Raw genomic sequence first — 21,163 nt, 5'->3', positions numbered from 1 at the left:
ATGAATAGCTTTTCAAAAAATGTAAAGAATAATTAAAAGATAATTGCTGTATTACAGGTGGTGATTTTTGTGAGAAAAAAAATAGTAGTCGTTCTTTCCATATTTTTTCTATTATTTTCAGGTGCATACTTATTAAATAGCGAGCTAAAAAGAGAAAATAACTTACCACTTACAAATGGTGATGAAATACTTCCATACGAAAGACTTTCCACTAATAACGTTAACGTTGAAGAAAGACTCGATAGAAACACGTTAGACGATACGATTTTTTTCAGGCCGAGAGAATACGTGAAAACACGCAGAATGTTAATTGATGAAGAAAATAAGGTTGAAAGAATGGAAAATGAAGAGACTATAATTGAAATTAATGAGGTAAAGGGGGAAAGTATAGTTACACAATTTCCTCCAGTAAATCCTCAAATGTTCATGAGTGCTGCCTCGGCGATAGACTTAGTGATTGAAGACATGAAGAAAATATCAAAAAAAATTGCCACAGATAAAGACTTTGCGACAAATGTTATGGATGCTGCCCAACGTTCACAAACAAATAAAGTGATCGAATTACTAAAAACAGCCAATATTAAACATATTCCATCCGCGACCTTTAATCCCGACGGCATCCACTTAACCTTTCGCAGCAAATCCCAAAACATCGACTGCTGCCGCCTCGAACTAATCTTGCGCTGGAATTAAATTAATGAAAAAAAGACCTCCAACAAGAGGTCTTCATTATTGGGGGACAGTCCCCCACCGCTTTAAAGCACTAAAGTGTTTTTACCAGAAGAATGGGCCGCCGAATCCTGGACCATAGAATGGTGGTGGAAATGGATAGAATGGGCGCGGTCTGACTAATGCACTTCCTAATACTCCTCCTAATAGACCGCCAATAAATGGGCCTCCCCAGAAAAACGGCCCGCCAAAAAATGGATTTCTATGCAATTGAGCTACCTCCTTTTTACTAGCAAATGCCTACACTACTTTGTATGCACAAGTCCAGAGGTTTGAGTGGGCAATCATCCATTCTTGGCTATTTTTTTAAGTGGGGACAGTCCCCCACCGCTTTAAAGTGCTAAAGTGTGTATATGCACACTATTTTCTATCTAGGCAGTTGGGCATCTCGCATTATGAGCGAAGATTTTCCATATCTAAGTTTTTCAACCATTGAGTCATGTTTTCGATATCGATGGAAAATACTCTATCTTTCGTAATGGATGGAACGATTTTCCGCGCTTCTGCATAAAATTTTCGTGTTGCGGAAGACATTTTTTCGATGCCACGATATTCTACAGCTTGCAGGGCACAAATACATTCAATGGCGAGCACTCTGCGCACATTTTGGATTATTTCATACGCATGCCTTGCCGCTATCGTCCCCATACTTACATGGTCCTCTTGATTGGCAGAAGATGGAATGGAGTCCACACTTGCTGGGTGGGCAAGTGTTTTATTTTCAGAAACTAAAGAAGCAGCCACATATTGTAAAATCATCGCACCTGATTGTAAACCTGGTTCAGGGCTTAAAAAGGGTGGTAAATCATTTAACTGTGGATTGACTAATCGCTCAATCCGACGTTCAGAAATATTAGCAAGCTCGGCAACCGCAATTTTTAAAAAATCCATTGCTAATGCGATTGGCTGACCGTGAAAATTCCCTCCGGATATTATTTGCCCAGTCTCTGGAAAAATCAACGGATTATCTGTTACTGCATTCATCTCCACCATCAATTTTTCTTTTACATAATTCATTGCTTGCCACGATGCCCCATGTACTTGAGGAATACATCTTAAAGAATAAGCATCCTGAATTCGCAATTCCCCTTGTTTCGTCGTTAACTTACTATCCGAAAGCAGTTTGCGAATTCGTGCTGCAACATCCATTTGTTCTGAAAAACCTCTCACTTGATGAATCTTTTCATCAAAAGCATCAATCACCCCTCGTAACCCTTCGAGAGAAATTGCAGCAATCATCTCACTTACATAGGCTAACTTTTCCGTTTCTAACAATGCGACAATCCCTGTTGCCGTCATTGCTTGTGTACCATTTATAAGAGCTAGTCCTTCCTTTGCTTGCAAGCGAATGGGCTCCAAATTTTCCGCTTCCAACACTTTTTTAGTACATACTTTCTCACCCTTATAATATACTTCTCCTTCTCCTAACAAAGTTAACGCAATATGTGATAATGGAGCAAGATCTCCGCTTGCCCCTAATGAACCTTGTGTTGGTATAACAGGATGAATGTTATTATTAATATAATAAACTAGTCTTTCGATAATTAACGGCCGAACACCTGAAAAACCTTGCAATAAAGTATTAGTCCTCAATAACACCATGGCACGAGAGACTTTTTCTGAAAAAGGCTTACCAACCCCGCTCGCGTGAGAAAGAATTAAATTCATTTGTAATTCCTCTACTTGGTCTGCTTCGATTACTACATCACTAAATTTACCAAAACCAGTGTTAATCCCATATACAGTTCGGTTTTCTGCTACAATTTTATCAACTAAATTACGACTCTCCACAACATTCGCTAAACTATCATCAGAAACTTCCACTTGTTCATTTTTATATAAAACTTTATTAACATCTGCCCACGTCAAATTTTTCCCTGTTAAAATAACCATTTCCCTCTCCCCTTTAGCACTTTATCAAATTAAAGGGGTATAACATGAAAAGGTTCCTTCACGTTATACCCCAAATGTTAAACATTCAGTTCGATTATTACTAGAAAAATTGCCCATCGTCTCCACCAACTTATCTTATGAATGTTAATCTAGCTCGATTTCATTGTAAAGGCTTACAAAATAATCTGTCAAATAAAGTGAAAGTTTAATAGACGAGAGTTTCGCTTCGTTTAGAGAGATCAGTCCTATGAAGGATTTATTAATCTTAGAAAACCGGTAGGACATTAATCCTAAAATATAACGAATATAATCCCCAATCACTCTAATAGGTATTTTGACATAGTCATTTTCACTTACAGCCCAACTCCATAACCCACTACATATAGTGTTTTATATTCCAATAAATCTATATATAGTATGGTTGATTGTAAATTATTTCACTTTTCAAGAATATAGTCCTTTCATACTATCTGAATATTATATTAAATAGGTAATTATATCTATTTTATAAAAATTCTAATATTTCTATTGATTATCACTAGATTGTTCAGTAATATATGTTTAAGGTCGTTTTTTATAACGAATACTCTACATAAATAGTAGAGCCTTTTCTAAAACATCTAGGGACTTTTACCTAAACCTAATACTCTACTAAAAACGTTGGGGGACATTATCAGAGAAAGGATAGGTGATAGTGAAAAAGCAAGTAATTGTTCTATTTTTTATTAGTTTTCTATTGTTTTTTTCATTCTCTACAGCGAAGGCAAAAGAAAATTTCTATTTAGCTGATTGGTTTGGCAAGTTTATTCAAAACTACGAGAAAAATATAGCACTAGTAATGAATATTGCCCTCTCCACGATGGAGGCATCTTTTGAAACAACAATGGATAACTTGAAAGACTTTCAACAAGATCAACTATCCAACTTTATCCAAGCCAGTTCAGAAACATCTAAAAATGAAGTTGCAAATTACAAACATCATTATGAACTACAATTGGAAAAAACGAAAGCAGAACTAGCAAATGTCAATTTAACTGATTATGAAGAAGCAAAAAAAGCCCAGCTAGAAGAAGAGATTACAACAGAGGTAACACAATTTCTTGAAGAAATTTTGAAAAATAATGAATAATACAAAGGGGAGAGATGAAATTATGTTTTTAAAAACGGTCAAAGGAAAAATTGTTGCAGGGGTTGCTACAGTAGGTTTACTAGGCGGTGTTGGGTTTGCATTTGCCAATACAGATGCTGGGGAGCAACTAAGAAATTGGTATGAAGCACAATTCAATCAATCGAAGGCAAAGGTTGAGGCAGCAACAGATCAATATATTCAGGAAAGAACTGGAGAGTTACAAGCCGAATATAATGATGCAAAATCAAATGCAGGTAATGACATTGACACAAAAGGAAATGAAGAATCCGGGCGCGTTCAAAGTGAAATCGAGAATGCAAAGAATAGTCATTTAGCGGCTTTGGATGGAGCTAAGCAGGAAATTATGGACAGTATGGGGCTACAATTTTATAATTTGTTCCAAGAAGGGTATTTAAAAATTGTGCAAAAAGCCAACGAAGCGGAAAACTTTGCAACTAATGATTTAAGTGCATTCACTAGTCAAAAAGGGGAAGCTGCTATCCAAAAGTTAACGTCCGAAATTAATACAGCAAAGGATGCTGCTGTTCAAGATTTACAAGCTGCCATTGAAGCCGCAAAAGCCGAGTTGACTAGTGAACTATTAACAGCAGAAGCATACACTAAAACTAGTTTACAAAATCAAGTTGATTGGGCGATTGAGGATTTAAGAGAAACGGTCGAAGGAATTATTGCTGATTTTGTACTAGCACAACAAGAATTAATTGCGGACGCTGCGGCACAACTTGAAGCAGAAGCAAAGGCTGCTTTAGACGAAGTAGTTTCTGGAATTAACAACTAATTCCCGTCAATTGGATTTCACGATCTATACTGTTTCTGCTGTTTAACTATTGTTTGCTAACACCTTATTATTTTATTAAAAAATTTAACAAGAGGCTGTCCAAATGTATATGGGCTTGATGAGATAATTATGCCCTGATGATGACAGCCTCTCTTTTTCTAGGAGGGTTATAATGAATTCATCAAATCAAAATCGAAAAAAAACTTCATTTAAAATACTCCTCTCTACATTTCTATTAGTTGCTATTATTAGTAGTAGCATTTCAGTCGCATTTGCAAAGGAAGATATAGCAAGTTTATTGTCGAAATGGTTTGCCAATAAACAGGAAGAATCAATAACTGCCATAGATAAAGCAATTACCGAAGAACAGCAAAGGCAAACGGAGCGACTAAAACAAGAAATCCACGCACAAATCCAACAAGCGGAAAAACAGTTAGATGAATTTACGAAAGCAGAAATTGAAAAACGCACGGTCGAGTTACAACATTATACGGACAATTTGATACAGGCACTATCAACCGATAATTCATCTGAAAAAGAACAAATTTTAACCGAAATAACGAAAATTATGGAACAAGCAATGATGGAAATGGAAAAATTACTTGAAGAAAAAACAGACGATGATGCACAATAACTGTGGATTAGTAAAACAGTACTGACTTCCAATAATATTTATAAAAACAGGCAGACCTATTATTTTACATAGCTACCGTAAAATTACAGCTATTTTCATTCACCATGGTGAAAAATCGGTTTCATGGATGTCTATGTTATACGGAACAAGCTTTTTTAATCCTGTAAAATAACGATACATATATTTTTAAAAGGCAGATGATTTTATGACAATAGAAGTTGCTGAAATAAACAAGGGAAAAACAACCGATAAGACCGCTAATATACGCAGTTGGGTAATTTTTCTTCTCGTGATTGGGAGCATTTTTTTCATTTTCCGTTATGCAATCACGATTATTATTGTAAGCGGAAACTCGATGTACCCGACGCTAGAAAATAAGCATGTCATTTTATCTTATAACGTGTTTTATCAGATAGAGAGACACGATGTTGCAGTGATTGAAGACCGAAATGGATTTGATGTAGTGAAGCGAGTGATTGGACTTCCAAATGATACGATTGAAATACAAAATGGAGCGGTACTCGTAAATGGCAATGTAGTAGAGGAAAATTATTCAGCAGGCACTGCAATGGATATGGAACCTGTTATACTAAATGATAATGAATATTTTGTAATTGGTGATAATCGGGAAGTAGGTGAAAGTCTAGATAGCCGCAGTTCAGAATTTGGTCCAGTTACGAAAGACCAAATAAAAGGTGAAATACTGCTCTCACTATTCCCTTTTAAATTTTTACAATAGTTACGTTACCAATTAAAAATCCATACTCCGTGTAAGCATAAAATCACTGTATAGGCAACCGCGGCAAAAAAAGAGATGATTTTTATTAATAATGAAGTAGGGATATGATCATAAATTAAAAACAGTAGTAAAAGAAAAGAAAGCAGTATTTTCGTCCACAAAAATATATGCGGATCTATTGCATAAAGGAAATTCATCAAAGGGTTTCCTTCTTTTATTGCGTCTTTTTGAAGTCCGACGTAAGTGAATACCCCGTCAAGGAAATTTGCTCCTGCCAAATAGCGAAAAATGTTTTTCATCATCCATCACCTAATATACTATTTTTGAATACCAGTAGTTAAGCCATTTCCTGTACCGATATAATTTATACTTATGCTCTTGTTGTCTATTTTTCGAAAAAAATAACCTTGTTATTAGTTAAACAAGGTCAATCACTTATTTTTTTCGCTAATCATTTTCCGTCGGTAATAAAAAATTCCTGAGCCACTAAATAGCATCAATGTGCCAGCTAATAATAAAGTGTAGCTATTAGTGCTCGTATTCGGTAATTTTGGACCATCTACAGGAAGCAGCCCTCCTAGCGTTCCTGCAGCATAAAATTTCATTTGCACTTCAGAGGTTAATCCTTGATATTCATTTCCTAAGTATGGTGGGAATTGGATTTGAAATGTTAGTTCTTCCTTGCCACCACTTGGAATCGGTCTTTCTCGTAACTTTTTAAAATTGCCTAACTGACCATTATAAAGTTGTTCATCTCCGCTTGTTATCGTTAAAATGAGTGCATCATACAATTTTTTTGACCCGTTAGTTAGTTTTCCTGATGCTACGTAGTGAAAGTCTTCTTTCCCGCTATTAGTTATTGTTATTGTTCGGACCGCCCAGTCACCTGGTTTAAAGTTGTCAATGGAAAAAAGGATCTTGTCAGGTGTTGTCATCATATCAATCTCTTTATCTTCTGCTGACACACTTTGCGTAAAGAAAATTAAATAGATGATGATAAACAGTATAGGAACTCTATATTTTTTACACATAAAATCCTCCCCTTTCCAAGGGAATCGAATTATTTGGAAGTAATCCTCCAATTTTTCTTCAGTTACTAATGAAAAAAATGTTAACTAGCTTCGTCTATTGGTGGTGTTTGTGAGTTTTTTTGCTGTTTTTCTAGTTTTGTAACTGTTCTCCACATTGATATCATCGCACCGACAAATATAAGAATTCCTGGAATGATTAATAGAAATAAGTTGCCATTTTTTGATTTGGCAAATTCCGAGAAATAGCCAACGAACGGTATAGTAAAACCGGTGTATTCCGCTACGATGTTTGGTGACAAGACTAATTCATTATCCGCTGTTTCGTTATTATCACCTTTTGTACGATACATCGTCCCACTTTCATTAGTTATTACTTCAATGATGCGGTGAGTTATTAATTTTCCATCTTCGGTTCTATATGTAATAACATCATTTTCCTGGAATCTCGTCATATCGCCACCCGGTTTAACAGCAATAATTGATCCTGTTTTAATACTAGGTTCCATTGATCCAGATAATACGGTCTTCAATTGATAACCAAATAAGGACGGTTCTCCACCAGAAATTCTCGATGCAATGACGAGTGTAGCAACACTAAGCAGTAATACGAATAGTAGTGTAGTAACAATTCGATTAACCCATACCCATACTTTGTTTTTTTTCACTTGATATCCCCCATTTTTTAAAAATTTGTTGCCAATTAAGGTGTTTGTTCATTATTTGTATTTTCATCTTCTTCCACATTTTCACTGTCCGTTTCCGTTTCACTACCTTCCTTTTCTTGCTGTTCTGGCGGCGTTTCGTTTGATTGTTCCTCTTCTGATGTGCTTTGTATGACATCCGCTTGATTGGAGTTGTCTTTATTTCGTGATTTGTCGGTTTCTTCGGATGAATTTTCTTTTGATTTTTCTAAACCTTGCTCGCCATCGTAGTTGGCATCCTTTTTGTTTTGTTCATTTATTGGCGATTTTTCTTGCTTTTCTTCACATTGAACAGTGATAAAATCACTCGCTACGGTTGAATATTCCGGGTGTTCCTCTGTTTGATGGATAAGAAAAGCATAAACTCCAGATCTTTTAGCATTGTAAGTAATAGTAATAGTTTCCTCTGCTTGTAATGGTTGAATAGATGCTTCATTATTTGTTAATTTTACTGGACCGCCTTCTGTTAACGGGTCCCCGTTATTCACATAGTAGACTTCATATTTTGATTGTTTTTCCATTGGATTGCCGTTATTTTTTATCGTAATCGTAAGTTCAGCGGGACAAGCTTGAATCTGTAATCCCCCTTGGTCGATAATTTCTAAATTACTCCCGTCCCAATATTTCCACTGTCCAGCAGTGAGAGTAATATTTGTTTTCTCTTCTGCATTAAAAAAGGCAGTAGTTGTCGTTGTTAAATAATGAACGATAAAAAGAAATAAATAAAAGACAATGGCTGCTTTTAACATAACTAATGATTTAAAGTTTCGTTCTTTAATTGTCCGTAATGTCCTGCTCATTCTTTGCAAAATAATCTCCGTCCCTTCAAGATTGCTAAACTTGGGAATTTATATATATTTACAAAGTTATTTATAGCCGTTCTTTATAAATATATATAAATGGAAGAGGATAGCAGCTCGACCTCCTCCGTTTAGGCGATTTTCGTTAGATTCATTTCTTAAAAATAAGGAGAAGGAAGGAGAATAGTCTCCTCCCTTTTCAGCGATTATCTTAATTCACCTTCTGTTTGGTGAGCAGTGAATGTCCACTCAAGTTCTAATGAATCGCCTTGGAATTCATTTTGGTCATTCCCGTTATCGACGAATTCGAATGCAACATACATTTGGTCACTAGTACCTGCTTCTAGTCCATCTCCTTCACCATTTAATCCAAATAGCCAAGTAATCCAACTTTGTAGATTTTCAACAGCATCTGGAGTCATATTTTGCAAATCATATAAAGTCGTTTCAGAAATAACATCATTAAAATCTCCAATTACCCATCCATCGCCAGTTTTATCAGCATTTTCTAAGAATAATACTTTAATATGTTTCCCAAAATCATCTGTGTTGTCACTTTTTGCATCGATAACATTATAGCTTGTAGTAAGGTCAATAGATGAAATATCTAAAGAACCGTTATTTTGTAATTCGAATTCTCGAACCATAACGTCGCCAGGTTTTAAGTTATCAACATCAATAATCACCGATGGATTGACTGCTAAGTCTAACGTACCTGCTGTAAATGTGTTGTTCGTTACTTCTGTGTCGCTAAAATAGGCGTATGTACCTCCCCCAATTAATGAAAGTCCTAGTGCTGCTGCTGCAATTCCCATTCCTAATTTCTTTTTCAAACTCATTTAATTCCTCTCCCTTTTTAACTTTTTTATTATTGAAGCTTTCTGGTTTGAGTAAGCTAGGTACTCTGCCCCATCAAGCGTTTCAACCAGGCATTTAATCGTTCTTCATTTAGAAATTGGTTGTTCTTTATAAAGAACTTCTATTTACAGTATAATCGAAGTTTCGAAAAGGTGAAAACCTTGAATTTAAGGATTATTCTTTATAAAGAACGATAGTCTGCTGATTTTCTTACGTTTTCTCCCTTTACCTTACTTTTTCGTTGAGTTTTAGGATTTTATTGGTTTTTTATAAAGAACAATTTTCGTAATTTTCTTGTTTCATGCGGGAGCTTTATCCTAGGCCAATAGTTCGTTATATTTAACGATTATTCCGTTTGAGAATAATCTTATAAATACTTTTGAAGTTGGCTTTAGGTTGGGTTGCGTTCGGTTGCGTTGAGTTGCGTTCGGTTGCGTTGGGTTGCATTGGGTTGCGTTGGGTTGCGTTGGGTTGCGTTCGGTTGCGTTGGGTTGGGGTTGGCATTGGGGAGGGGTTGGCATTGGGTTGGGGTTGTGGTTGGGGATTTTTGTATATTAGTAATGTCAATTCCCACGGATTATAAGCATTAAAAAAGCAAAAGGAGTGGATTCGACATCCCCTTCTGCTATAATCGGTACTTATTCTTCCATTTAAGCAAGCTTTATTCAAATTCGATATCAATTTTTTTCTTATTATCTTTATCCAGTTTCGGCATTCTGACTTCTAGTACACCATTTTTGTACGTTGCTTTCACTCCTTCTGTAGAAACGGCAACTGGCAGTGGAATAGAACGAAAAAATCGACCGACATAACGCTCTTTCCGATACATGTTTTCATCTTTAACTTCAGCTGTTTTTTTCGTACTGCCACTAATGGATAAGATATTATTGTCAATATTAAGTTCCACATCTTCTCTTTTCTCTAAGCCCGGTAAATCACATGTTGCAACCACTTCATTGTCTGTTTCATAAACATCTACACGAATTCCACCAAGATTTCTTTCGTTTTCCCAACGTGCTGGAAATTCAGAGAAAAATCGATCGAACTCTTTGCCAAGGTTGGCTAACTGTCTGAATGGATCATGTGGTAAAACCATTGTACTTTCCTCCTTTAATTTTTTATACTAATTTTAACAATAAACTGTATTGATAAAATGAATGAAGTAGATATGTTTGGAGAGTAACTATTCGACTATTTGTATGTAGAAATATTATGATGTGTTTACTCATTTTTATGCAAGTTGGTTTGCCAAAACAGTTATTGCAGTTTCTACCGGTTGTTGCAGTTATTGCAGTTTCTGCGGTTGTTGCGGTTGTTGCAGTTGTTGCAGTTTTTGCGGTTTTTGCGGTTTTTTTCGATTTTTGTGAAATAATACACTTATAATTACTTTTATTGTTCGAATTATTGAAACAGTTTGTCGATGTTGGGACTTCTAATTGTGTTACATTAATGGCCATTTGAATGAATACCGTATGTTATCGGTTTGTTCGATAGGTTTTTAACCATATAATCGTATGGGTGTTCATTAATAATGATCTGCTTTTTCTTTTGATAGCCTAATTTTTCATAAAGTGCCCTTGCTTTATAATTATTTTGCGCTACGTTTAAAGATATTATCTCGTGCCCTTTTTTTATTGCTATTTCACTAAAATAACTTAATAACTTCGTACCGATACCTTGACCTTGATACACTGGGTGCACGCTTAAAGTGTCTAAGTAAAAATCACCCGCATCGGCCTCTTTATCTAATGTAGCCGAGTGATTACCTGTTTTTTTTATTAACTGATTGATAATCGGTCGATCCAACCTCTTGGCGTCACTACCCGAATAAGCGATGATGATTCCTGCTACACTTCCAGCTTCTTCAGCTACCGCTATATTTTCATAGCTAAGTCGATTACCTTTCGTAGTAAATAGTTCAGCCAGTGCAATTTGAATTTTTTGGTCTTCTTTCTCTCCTGTTAGCTTTTCAGCAATATCTTTAATAGCTAAGTGAATTAATAACGCAACCTCTGTTGCATCCTTATACTTTGCTGCTCTTATATTCATCCTAAAAACCTTCTTCTATGATTTTTCCTCTATATATAATTATAAAGCAAAAACACCAACAAAACCAGCAATCGAAGTACTTTAGCACTTTAAAGCGGCGGGGGACTGTCCCCAACAATTGTTAATTTTCCGAATTGGATGAGTGGATGTCCCTTTGTTTTGCAAAATAATTATTTGATTGACCTTAGTGACGTTATTTTAATATAATATTGAGCTATAAGGAGAAGAATGAGATGAATAATAATAAGCAAAAATTGACGTTAGCAATATTATTAGCCAATTTGTTTTTGGCGTTTTTAGGGATTGGATTAGTTATTCCTGTGTTGCCTACTATCATGAATGAACTCGGTATTAGCGGAACTGTCGTTGGTTATATGGTTGCTGCATTTGCATTTGTCCAGCTTATTGCCTCACCTTTTGCAGGGCGTTGGGCTGACAGATATGGCCGGAAACTAATGATTGTTATTGGTCTTGTTATTTTTGGTTTTTCTGAGTTTTTATTCGGTATCGGTAAGACAGTAGAAGTTTTATTTTTATCTAGAATTTTTGGTGGGTTAAGCAGTGCATTCATTATGCCTGCCGTAACAGCTTTTATTGCAGATATTACAACTCCTGGACAGCGTTCGAAAGCACTTGGTTATATGTCGGCTGCTATTAGTACTGGGTTTATTGTCGGTCCTGGTGTAGGGGGATTGTTAGCAGAATTCGGAACAAGGTTACCTTTTTTTGTAGCAGGATTTCTTGGATTGTTAGCAGCAGTCTTATCATTTTTTCTTTTAAAAGAGCCTAACCGGTCTGAGGAAACGAAGACAACTGTACAGCTAAACTTTCAAGCGAGGATGGCTATTGTATTTAAACCAATCTATTTTATTGCACTAATACTCATTTTCATTACATCGTTTGGACTTTCGGCATTTGAGTCGTTATTTAGTTTATTTATTGATCATAAGTTCGGTTTTTCACCAAAAGATATTGCGATTATAATTATGGGTGGCGGTATTTTAGGTGCAATTGGTCAAATCTTTTTATTCGATTACTTAACGAAAAAAATTGGGGAAATTGTACTTATTCGATATTGCTTAATTTTTTCTGCGATAGTTGTATATTTAATTACCGAAGTTAATCAATATTTTACGATTCTTTTAACTACCATTATTGTATTTGTTGGCTTCGATTTGATGCGTCCTGCTATCACAACGTATTTATCAAAAATTGCTGGAAGTGAACAAGGTTTTATCGGTGGTATGAATTCTACTTTTACAAGTATTGGTAATGTATTCGGTCCGATTGTTGGCGGGTACTTATTCGACATCAATTTAAATTATCCATACTATTTCTCAACAATTGTAATCATAGCTGGAGTTGTCCTTTCCATGTTTTGGAAAGACCCGGAAAGACAAAAAGCACCACTTTAGGGGGACTGTCCCCAACAATTGCGAAAATTCAAAATCGTTGGGGACAGTCACTTTTGTTGCTCTAATTCCAATAACCGTTCTTCAAGGTAATAACTCGGTACTGCAACAGCTAATATGTCGTTATTCGCACGGTCCTCACGACGAATGGTTCCAAATATTATGCCAAGCACTTTTCCTTCCTTATTGATTACAGGACTACCGCTATTCCCCCGATAAACAGGTGCGGTAATTTGCATAACTCGGGTAGACCAGTTTTTTAATTGTACTTCCCCTGAAATCGTACCTTCATTTGCTATTTGTGTAAATGCTAATGGATTGCCAATAAAAAGGATTTGTTCTCCAATCCGTGTTTGCCATTCCTTCTCAAAAGTTAACTCAAGTGTAGGCAAATCTTTTCCATTAATATCAACTATTGCTAAATCCAATTCTGGAAATTTGCCAATTACCTCTCCTATATAAGAACCAAATCCAGTAAAATGAACTTGAACTTTATTAAAATTGCCGACTACATGTTCATTCGTGATAATTAATCCGTCTGGATGTATATTAAAGCCGGTGCCTTTCGTGTTATCCCATTCTACGGAAACGACAGCCTTTTTATACTCTTTTACGTTACTATTTTTTGAAAGACGATTCGATACTTTTACAAATTCAATTGCAGGAATATTAAAGATGTGAAACCAAACTTGCATTCCGCTCACTACTAAAGAAAGTGCTAAGATTATACTAATTGATTTCACAATAAAAGCGCGCTGTTTCTTTTTTTTCTGCTTCAGTTTCTCCCATTCTTCATCATCTTCAAAAAAGTATTTTGACATATCCCAATCGGTTAGTTGTGTTTTTTCTTGATTGCCTGCTTTTTCTCTAGTACTATCTATTTGTTGTTGGCAACTATTTTTTTTGTCTTGTATCGGGTTACTTTTTTCTTCATCGTTTGCGTGTTGGCTTATTTCATTAATTGAGATTTTTCTATTTTCACCTTTTTCCTTCAATCTTCTGCTCCTTTATCCTTTGATTAACTGGTAATAAAACCACACCTCAAATATTTAGCAAAGTCAACAAGATACTTTAGGTGAGGATAAATGCGCAAGTCAAACACCTGATGAAATCAAATAACAATTAGTAAGGCAAGCAGACAGGAGAAAAAAAGCGGCACTTGTCACATCTGCTGCCTTAATACTTTCATCTAGTAAAGTAGTAATCTTTAAGGGGGCCTATCCCTTGCAATTGCGTAGGGGACGGTCACACGTCAATTGTTTTGAATTTTTCGAATTGTTGGGGACAGTCACCCATTAGTCAGTTGGATGAATTCTTCAACGTCCTTTGCCATAATTTGGATTCCTGCTGCCCAAAACTCTTGTTTCGTAAGATCGACACCTAGATGTTTCATTGCTAAGTCTTCAACTTTCATTGTACCGGTGTCCCTTAACAAAGCGATATACTTGTCTTCAAAGCCAATAGGGCTTTTTATGTATTCCGCATAGATTCCTAAGCAAAAAAGATAGCCAAATGTGTATGGGAAATTGTAGAACGAAATTTCATCAATGAAAAAATGTAGTTTGCTACACCAAAAATGCGGGTGATATACACTTAAATTGTTATTATAAGCTTCTTTTTGTGCGTCCTCCATTAGTTCATTTAATCTTTTTTCTGACACAATTCCTTTTTTCCGTTCTTCATAAAATGACTTTTCAAATAGATAACGAGCATGTATATTTAAAAACATTGCTGTCGCATTTTCTAGTTTTGCATTCAAGAGCGAAATTTTCTCTTCTTCTGATTTAGCCTTGGCAACTGTTGCATTCGCGATAATTGTTTCTGCGAAAGTACTCGCTGTTTCCGCTACATTCATCGCATATTTTTGATTTAATGATGGCAAATCTCGCATTACATAACTATGGAAAGCATGACCTAATTCATGAGCGAGCGTGCTAGTATCACTATTGGAACCTGTAAAAGTCATAAATATACGTGATTCTTCCAATTCCGGTAGTTCCGTACAATAACCGCCTGGGCGTTTATTTGGCCTATCTTCTGCCTCTACCCATCGATTTTCTAGTGCCGTGCGAGCAAAATCTGCTAATTTACTTCCGAAAGTTGCAAAATTTTCAATAATAAAATCACATGACTCATCGTAAGTAAAGCGAGTCGGCTTAACAGATCCTACCGCTATCGGAGCATCCACATCTTGCCACCCTAATTTTTCCATTCCTAAAATTTTTGCCTTTTGATTAAGAAAATCAATAAATGGCTGTTTATTATTGGCAACAGCCGACCACATCGCTTGTAAAGTTTCCTCCGACATGCGATTATACTCTAACGGCTCTTCTAAAAAGTGACCATACCCACGTTTCTTTTGAATAGTTAGACGGTAACCAACTAAATGATTAATCGTATTGGCAAAAATTGGCGCATATTTCTTCCAAGTTTCTTCCCAATTTGTAAAGATTTGCTTCCGTACTTCTGGATCTGGGTCAGAATACATCCGATTCATCGCTTGACCGACTGAAAGTTCAGTAGTTTTCCCTTCGTTGTCTGTAAAAGGAATGGTCATGATGGATACGGTTGTATCATATAATCGGCTCCACGCATTCAGCCCATCCTTATTTAGTTCTGCAATTAATTTTTCTTCGGAATCAGATAGGAGACGCTTCCCTTGTTCTCGTTCTTCATTTAACGCAAACGACATTTCCTTTAATTGTTCATCTTGCAGAAGTAAATACCAGTCTTGATTATTAATAGAAACTAATTTTCTAGTGAATGAAGTAGAAATTTTACGTAATTCGCTATATAAGTCGATAATTTGTCCCATTACGACATTAGCATGTTCATCATCCATATAAGCATCATGCCACATTTGCACAAATGTTGCTGACTGGCCTAGAGATTTTCCAATCTGTTCCTGCTGTTGTAAAATTGTTTTTAATGGATTAGCAGATTTTTCTATATCCGGATTCCAATCATCAATCAATTGTTGATATTTACCGATAGTACTGGATAACGTTTTCAACTTTGTTTGTAACTGTGCTGACTTTGTACCCCCTGGAAAAATACTGTCTAAATTCCAAGTGTTATTATACTTCATATGCACTCCCTCCATTTCTTAATTTCCATTTTAATCTATTAATTTCTAAAAGAAAAACATTTTTTGTAAAATAATAGAATAAGGCTGTACATAATATCGGAGGAGAGCCCTAGCCCCCCTCCACTTTAAACGCTAAAATTTTTGACTTATTTTACAAAGAGAAAGGGATTTTTATCTCGCCTAAATTTTCCATACTCGTATTTTTTTCAAAAAACTGGGAAATCCGTCATGTTGGATGATCTTTTCACTCTTATTTACTCTTATTTACTCTTATTTACTCTTATTCACTCCAACGCTTTGGACTCCACAATGTACCATCCATTTCCCCTTCCATTTGTTCTATACGTTTGTATTGTTCCAACAATATACTTTGAGTTGCCTTAATGAGAGCAACCTCCATGTAGTTTTGACTTTGATCATATACTCGCTGTAACTCTTGAAGAATCCACTCTTTCCTTTCCAAAACATACACCCCTATTTAATCTGAATTGTTATAAAATTTAAAATTGTAGGGGACAGTCCCCCGCTAGTTATTGCCATACATTTGGTCGAGGACGATTTTGAGTTCATCCAACGTGAGTCGGTTTTCTTTTATTGTTGATATGGTAAATTGGAATACTGTTGCAGCATCTTCATCCTTTGTTGTTTTACTCGCCCGTTCAAGTTGCTCAATAATCCAATTTTCACGAGTTTCAAGGCTCAAATTATTTTCCATCGTTAACATTTGTTGGTATTTCATTACCATATCTAGCTTTTTATCTTCCGTCCAGTAAAAAAATTGAAATACTGTAAACGGCCGTAAGTATTTCATCCCTGTTTTATGGGCAATCGCTTGAAAAGGTTTTGTTAATTCATTTATTGTGAACAATTCACTACCACCTGCTTGATACTCTCGTTCATGAACTCCAATCATTATGACAAGCCCAAACTCTTTTCCTACTAATTTCCTTCCTCTTTTTCCATAGGCAAAGCCTTCCTCCAAAACAACGTCCTGCCAATGCTTTAACAGCGGTGGAGAGCTGTACCAATAAAAAGGAAATTGAAAAATAATCCGATCATGTTCACACAATAATTGTTGTTCCTTAGCAACATCTATTTTGCCATCAGGATAAATATCTTCTAAGTGATGAATAGTTACATTTTCATTTTCTTTTACCGCAGTTAAAAAAAATTGTTGACTTCCAGATTCCAGTATATTTGGATGTGAAACGATTAATAATGTTTTCATTTCCATTTTTCCTCCGCATACAAAAATTCCTTACAATTTGTTGGGGACAGTCCCCCACCGCTTTAAAGCGTTAAAGTGTTAAACGTCTTTTGATTACATTTTTGTTGTGTTGGATTCTTTTAGTATTTCAATTGTATTTTTCAGTTGATTTTGGAATATTTCTTTCGCGATTTTTAGTAAGTCTATAATAAGTGGATCACTTAATGAGTATATAACGCGATTGCCATCTTTTTTACCAATGACGATATTTTTACTTCTTAAGATCATTAACTGCTGTGATACAGAAGAACCTTCGCTGCCAATAGATTGTTGAATTTCGTTAACACTTTTCTCACCATTTGAGAGCACTTCTAATATTTTTATCCTAAGCGGATGTGCTAAAGCTTTAAAAAAGTCAGCCTTAAATTGCTGCATATCTAGATTCAAAGAAATCACCACTTTCACCCAAAACAACCATTTTCACTCCACCAGTACTCCAAAAATATGAACACCTTATTACACATTAATCCAAATGTCGCCAAACAACACTACTGTCTCTAGCATAACAATTATTTTATATAAAAATCCACTCATTACCTTGTAACCACAACTTAACTTCCTTTTTTAGTGACCTACGACAGGTTTATGAATTTCTTTTTCTTTACTGTTTTTCCCACTAGATAAACCGTTACACTCAGAAAAAGCAAAATATTTACATCCGATGCATTTATTTTCATCTAATTTTGTAAGTGCATAATCAATAGCCTTTCCCGTATGGTCAAAGAAATTTTCCTCACCAATTAGAGCATACAACCCCAATCTTTTTAATACTTCTTTCGGTTGCGCATTAATTCCTGAAATAATAACCGTACCCTGTTGGGAAAAATGTTTAATAATACTAGAAAAATGGGAGGCACCTGTCGTATCCATAAACGGTACTTTCCCCATTCGTAACAGTAATACTTTCGGTCGGTAATTAATTGTACTCATAATTGTTTGTTCAAAACTTTGTGCCGCCCCGAAAAATAAAGGCCCTTCTATATTATAAATACTAATTTGTGGACAAGTTCGCCCATCTTTTTCAACTAAACTTTCAATCTTCTTATTTTTATGTTGTAAATTTGGCAAGGCTTGTTGGATAACCATTACCTCACTCATTCGCTTTGTAAAAATAATAATGGCAAGTATTAACCCAACGGGAACTGCCACTGTCAAATTAACGAATACAGTAAGTAAAAAGGTTGCCAATAAAACGAGCGTGTCCCCTGTCTTCGTTTTTAACAAGTGGGCAAATACTTTGCGCTCACTCATATTCCAAGCAACGACCATTAAAATAGGTGCCATACTAGCTAACGGAATTTTTGAAGCGAAAGGAGCAAACAACAACAACACGATTAACACAACTACACTGTGGATAACACCTGATAGTGGTGATACTGCGCCAGTTTTAATATTTGTTGCTGTTCGTGCAATTGCCCCTGTAGCAGGTATTCCACCGAATAATGGTGTAATGATATTCGCTATTCCTTGTCCTACCAGCTCCCGGTTACTATTGTGCTTACTATTTGTCATCCCGTCGGCAACAACAGCAGATAGTAATGACTCGATTGATCCAAGCATAGCAATGATAAAGGCTGGTTGAAGAAGTAGGATAATTTTTTCTATTGTTATTTCTGGAAAATGAAAACTTGGTAGTTTGTTAGGTATGCCCCCATATGTTGAACCTATCGTTGCAATTTTTTCTGGGAAGAAAGTTGCAGCGATAACTGTGGAGACAATTAGCCCAATTAACGGCCCAGGAACTTTCGGGAGTATTTTTGGTGTTATTAAAATTACTGCGAGACAAATTAATGCGGTAAATATGCTATACAAATTAATAGAAGTAATGTGTAACCATATTTCTTGAAGATTTTCAATAAAATATTCTTTACTCTCCACACCTTCGAGGTCTAGAAAGTTGGGGATTTGACCAAAGAAAATAATGACAGCTATTCCTGTAGTAAAACCGATCGTCACAGGACGTGGAATAAACTTTATTAATGTACCGAGTTTAAAAATTCCCATTAGAACTAAAATAATACCTGCCATAAAACCAGCAATTAATAAATTTTCAAACCCGTACGTCATAACTATTCCGAATAAGATCGGAATAAATGCACCAGTTGGACCACCAATTTGGTATTTTGAACCACCAAAAATAGAAATGAGTATGCCTGCAACAATAGTTGTGTAAATTCCGTATTCTGGATTTACACCAGATGCAATAGCAAAAGCCATCCCTAAAGGAATTGCAATGACACCGACAATAAGTCCGGAAACTAAATCCTTTTGAAATGACTGCAGGGAATAATTATTAAATTGGTCCGCGAATATAAATTTTTTCAAGCTTATCCTTCCTTATACCATTAAATTAGTATATTCAAATATTCAAATATACAAACTAACTATACCATAAAACGAAAACAAATCAAGTTAAACCACGGGGGACTGACCCCAACAATTGCGAACATTCACAATTGTTGGGGTCAGTCCCCCGCTCTGTTAACGTGCTAAAGCACTTGATCCCGCTTTGCCGCGAAATTTCTTTTCAAGCCAACCCATTGCATAGTCGGCAATGATGGCCATTAAGGCTGTTGGGATTGCGCCTGCTAAAATAATAGTTGTTCCATCCGATGCATTTGTCCCACGCAAAATGATATCACCAAGACCACCCGCACCAATAAACGTCCCAATTGTTGCTACACCGATAGTAATAACAAGTGCAGTGCGCAAACCTGCCATAATAACGGATAACGATAGTGGCAACTCGACCATGCGCAACACTTGAAATCTTGTCATACCCATACCTTTTCCAGATTCTAACATGGCTTGATCAACGTTTCTTATTCCTGTATATGTGTTTTTAATAATTGGTAATAACGAATAAAGAAATAGCGCGAACACTACTGTATTAGGCCCTAGCCCCATTACTAACATTAACACTGCAAGCATCGCTAAAGCTGGTATTGTTTGTATCACATTTGCCAATGAAATGACCCACGTGCTAAGCTTATGATGATGAGCAATAACAACTCCGATTGGTATGCCTACTATTGCCCCAAATAATACACCGTATGCAGACATAAGAAATTGTTTATAAAACATTTCCCAAACATACCACGCATTCTGTGCATAATAATTAAATAAATCTTGGATTAGCTCCATCATTCCACCTCCTCAAAATAACCGTTTTCTTCTAAAAATTCCCGTGCTACAACAGCTGGTTCTTGCATTTTTCCATCTGCCTCATAATTCATCTGTTGCATTTTTTCTGTGGAAATTGTACCTATTAACTTTGATAAAATTGTATCTAACTCAGGATGTTTCTCCAACACTTCATTTCTAGCAACTAGTGAAGTATCGTATGGCGGAAAAAATTGCTTATCATCCTCTAACACTTTTAAATCAAATGCAGCAATTCTACCATCACTCGTGTAAGCTAACACTACATCCATTTCATCATTTGCAAGTGCTTGATAAACAAGTCCGATTTGCATCGGATAAATATTTGGAAATTCAAATCCATATGTGGCGACGAATCCTTGATATCCATCGCCTTCCCGATGAATCCATGAATTATCCACACCGAATCGTAAATCAGCTGCTAGCGCTTCTAAATCAGACACTTTCTCCAAACGGTGTTTTTCAGCTAAAGCTTTCGTTACCGTAAAAGCATATGAATTATCAAAACCATACGAATCAAACCATTTTTGATTAAACTTCTCTTGAAACTCTCGCTGAACTATCGCAAGTGCTTCTTCAGGGTTCTTTACCGGTTCCATCCCTAACGCACCAGCTAAATCTGTTCCTGTATAACGGGTAGCGGTAATGTCTACCTGTTTGTCAAGCATTGCCTGGTGCTGGACAATCGAAGAACCTAAGTTACTAATCATTACCACTTCCAAATCAGAATAATGTTCGATTAACTGTTTAATAACTTGACCCATAATTTGTGATTCCGTCGTATTTAACGTACCTATTTTTATCGTATTTTCTGGCGCCCCTGATAAACCTGGAAGTGAACACGCACTTAAAAAACTAGACACCATTAAAAT

At 35.9% G+C, this 21,163-nt stretch carries 24 protein-coding genes; 7 read left to right on the top strand and 17 right to left on the bottom strand.

Features of this window, described 5'->3' with window-relative positions; translation table 11 throughout:
• Window positions 1-69: 69 nt before the first annotated feature.
• Entirely contained in the window at window positions 70-693 is a 624-nt protein-coding gene (locus tag BN1242_RS13310) for a YuzC family spore coat inner layer protein (protein ID WP_062350289.1), read from the top strand.
• A gap of 81 nt (window positions 694-774) precedes the next feature.
• Here the strand turns inward: BN1242_RS13310 and BN1242_RS13680 are convergent, their stop codons facing one another.
• Both BN1242_RS13680 and hutH read right to left on the bottom strand, forming a co-directional pair.
• On the bottom strand, window positions 775-939 hold the full coding sequence (locus BN1242_RS13680) for a hypothetical protein (protein ID WP_203226025.1): 165 nt from the start codon (window positions 937-939) through the stop codon (window positions 775-777).
• A gap of 183 nt (window positions 940-1,122) precedes the next feature.
• Entirely contained in the window at window positions 1,123-2,622 is a 1,500-nt protein-coding gene (gene hutH, locus BN1242_RS01405; RefSeq protein WP_062350286.1) for a histidine ammonia-lyase, read from the bottom strand.
• Window positions 2,623-3,316: 694 nt separating this feature from the next.
• On the opposite strand from hutH, the gene BN1242_RS01400 reads away from it, so the two are divergent.
• The 4 genes from BN1242_RS01400 to lepB all read left to right on the top strand — a co-directional run bounded on the left by BN1242_RS01400 (window position 3,317) and on the right by lepB (window position 5,923).
• Window positions 3,317-3,751: a hypothetical protein gene (locus BN1242_RS01400; protein ID WP_062350283.1), complete on the top strand. Its 435-nt coding sequence runs from the start codon at window positions 3,317-3,319 to the stop codon at window positions 3,749-3,751.
• Between the two features lie 22 nt (window positions 3,752-3,773).
• The gene (locus tag BN1242_RS01395) at window positions 3,774-4,550 is read left to right on the top strand and encodes a hypothetical protein (RefSeq protein ID WP_062350280.1); all 777 of its coding nucleotides are present in this window, start codon (window positions 3,774-3,776) and stop codon (window positions 4,548-4,550) included.
• A gap of 172 nt (window positions 4,551-4,722) precedes the next feature.
• Window positions 4,723-5,184: a hypothetical protein gene (locus BN1242_RS01390; RefSeq protein WP_062350277.1), complete on the top strand. Its 462-nt coding sequence runs from the start codon at window positions 4,723-4,725 to the stop codon at window positions 5,182-5,184.
• A 205-nt stretch (window positions 5,185-5,389) separates the two neighbouring features.
• Window positions 5,390-5,923, top strand: a complete 534-nt coding sequence (gene lepB / locus BN1242_RS01385) for a signal peptidase I (RefSeq protein WP_062350275.1) — start codon at window positions 5,390-5,392, stop codon at window positions 5,921-5,923.
• A gap of 5 nt (window positions 5,924-5,928) precedes the next feature.
• On the opposite strand, the gene BN1242_RS01380 is transcribed toward lepB, so the two are convergent.
• The 6 genes from BN1242_RS01380 to BN1242_RS01355 form a co-directional block, all read right to left on the bottom strand.
• Window positions 5,929-6,222, bottom strand: coding sequence for a DUF5658 family protein (locus BN1242_RS01380; protein WP_062350272.1), 294 nt, complete (start codon window positions 6,220-6,222; stop codon window positions 5,929-5,931).
• 132 nt (window positions 6,223-6,354) lie between these two features.
• A complete protein-coding gene (locus BN1242_RS01375; protein WP_062350268.1) occupies window positions 6,355-6,954 on the bottom strand; it encodes an LPXTG cell wall anchor domain-containing protein in 600 nt (199 codons plus the stop codon).
• A gap of 80 nt (window positions 6,955-7,034) precedes the next feature.
• Complete coding sequence (gene sipW, locus BN1242_RS01370) at window positions 7,035-7,619, bottom strand: signal peptidase I SipW (RefSeq protein WP_062350266.1); 585 nt, start codon at window positions 7,617-7,619, stop codon at window positions 7,035-7,037.
• A gap of 35 nt (window positions 7,620-7,654) precedes the next feature.
• The gene (tapA, locus tag BN1242_RS01365; protein WP_238985061.1) at window positions 7,655-8,455 is read right to left on the bottom strand and encodes an amyloid fiber anchoring/assembly protein TapA; all 801 of its coding nucleotides are present in this window, start codon (window positions 8,453-8,455) and stop codon (window positions 7,655-7,657) included.
• Window positions 8,456-8,661: 206 nt separating this feature from the next.
• The gene (locus BN1242_RS01360; protein WP_062350260.1) at window positions 8,662-9,294 is read right to left on the bottom strand and encodes a CalY family protein; all 633 of its coding nucleotides are present in this window, start codon (window positions 9,292-9,294) and stop codon (window positions 8,662-8,664) included.
• A gap of 680 nt (window positions 9,295-9,974) precedes the next feature.
• Window positions 9,975-10,409 (bottom strand): Hsp20/alpha crystallin family protein, encoded by a 435-nt coding sequence (locus tag BN1242_RS01355; protein WP_062350257.1) that lies wholly within the window; start codon window positions 10,407-10,409, stop codon window positions 9,975-9,977.
• 116 nt (window positions 10,410-10,525) lie between these two features.
• On the opposite strand from BN1242_RS01355, the gene BN1242_RS13575 reads away from it, so the two are divergent.
• On the top strand, window positions 10,526-10,696 hold the full coding sequence (locus BN1242_RS13575) for a hypothetical protein (protein ID WP_158661028.1): 171 nt from the start codon (window positions 10,526-10,528) through the stop codon (window positions 10,694-10,696).
• A 63-nt stretch (window positions 10,697-10,759) separates the two neighbouring features.
• Here the strand turns inward: BN1242_RS13575 and BN1242_RS01350 are convergent, their stop codons facing one another.
• The gene (locus BN1242_RS01350) at window positions 10,760-11,362 is read right to left on the bottom strand and encodes a GNAT family N-acetyltransferase (protein WP_062350255.1); all 603 of its coding nucleotides are present in this window, start codon (window positions 11,360-11,362) and stop codon (window positions 10,760-10,762) included.
• A gap of 233 nt (window positions 11,363-11,595) precedes the next feature.
• Here BN1242_RS01350 and norA point away from each other — a divergent pair, with 233 nt between their 5' ends.
• Window positions 11,596-12,777 (top strand): multidrug efflux MFS transporter NorA, encoded by a 1,182-nt coding sequence (gene norA / locus BN1242_RS01345; protein WP_062350252.1) that lies wholly within the window; start codon window positions 11,596-11,598, stop codon window positions 12,775-12,777.
• Between the two features lie 47 nt (window positions 12,778-12,824).
• Here the strand turns inward: norA and BN1242_RS01340 are convergent, their stop codons facing one another.
• From BN1242_RS01340 to BN1242_RS01305, 8 genes are all read right to left on the bottom strand, one after another.
• Window positions 12,825-13,769, bottom strand: a complete 945-nt coding sequence (locus tag BN1242_RS01340; protein ID WP_238985058.1) for a S1C family serine protease — start codon at window positions 13,767-13,769, stop codon at window positions 12,825-12,827.
• Between the two features lie 293 nt (window positions 13,770-14,062).
• Window positions 14,063-15,862, bottom strand: coding sequence for a M3 family oligoendopeptidase (locus tag BN1242_RS01335; RefSeq protein WP_062350249.1), 1,800 nt, complete (start codon window positions 15,860-15,862; stop codon window positions 14,063-14,065).
• Window positions 15,863-16,142: 280 nt separating this feature from the next.
• A complete protein-coding gene (locus BN1242_RS01330; protein ID WP_238985057.1) occupies window positions 16,143-16,334 on the bottom strand; it encodes a hypothetical protein in 192 nt (63 codons plus the stop codon).
• Between the two features lie 54 nt (window positions 16,335-16,388).
• Window positions 16,389-17,090 carry an NAD(P)H-dependent oxidoreductase gene (locus BN1242_RS01325; RefSeq protein ID WP_062350376.1) on the bottom strand — a complete coding sequence of 234 codons (702 nt, stop codon included), beginning with the start codon at window positions 17,088-17,090 and terminating at the stop codon, window positions 16,389-16,391.
• Window positions 17,091-17,183: 93 nt separating this feature from the next.
• Window positions 17,184-17,516: an ArsR/SmtB family transcription factor gene (locus tag BN1242_RS01320; RefSeq protein WP_062350373.1), complete on the bottom strand. Its 333-nt coding sequence runs from the start codon at window positions 17,514-17,516 to the stop codon at window positions 17,184-17,186.
• A gap of 177 nt (window positions 17,517-17,693) precedes the next feature.
• Complete coding sequence (locus tag BN1242_RS01315) at window positions 17,694-19,454, bottom strand: SulP family inorganic anion transporter (RefSeq protein WP_062350243.1); 1,761 nt, start codon at window positions 19,452-19,454, stop codon at window positions 17,694-17,696.
• A 156-nt stretch (window positions 19,455-19,610) separates the two neighbouring features.
• A complete protein-coding gene (locus BN1242_RS01310) occupies window positions 19,611-20,273 on the bottom strand; it encodes an ABC transporter permease (protein WP_062350239.1) in 663 nt (220 codons plus the stop codon).
• A complete protein-coding gene (locus BN1242_RS01305; protein WP_238985060.1) occupies window positions 20,273-21,157 on the bottom strand; it encodes an osmoprotectant ABC transporter substrate-binding protein in 885 nt (294 codons plus the stop codon). The genes BN1242_RS01310 and BN1242_RS01305 overlap by 1 nt, the downstream gene beginning before the upstream one ends.
• Between the last annotated feature and the right edge of the window lie 6 nt (window positions 21,158-21,163).

Origin of the sequence: Bacillus kwashiorkori, from assembly GCF_001375515.1 — a bacterium.
Taxonomy (GTDB): Bacteria; Bacillota; Bacilli; order Bacillales; family Caldibacillaceae; genus Bacillus_BK; species Bacillus_BK kwashiorkori.
Note: the sequence above shows the minus strand (reverse complement) of the source record. Positions and strands in the feature narration are given on the sequence as shown.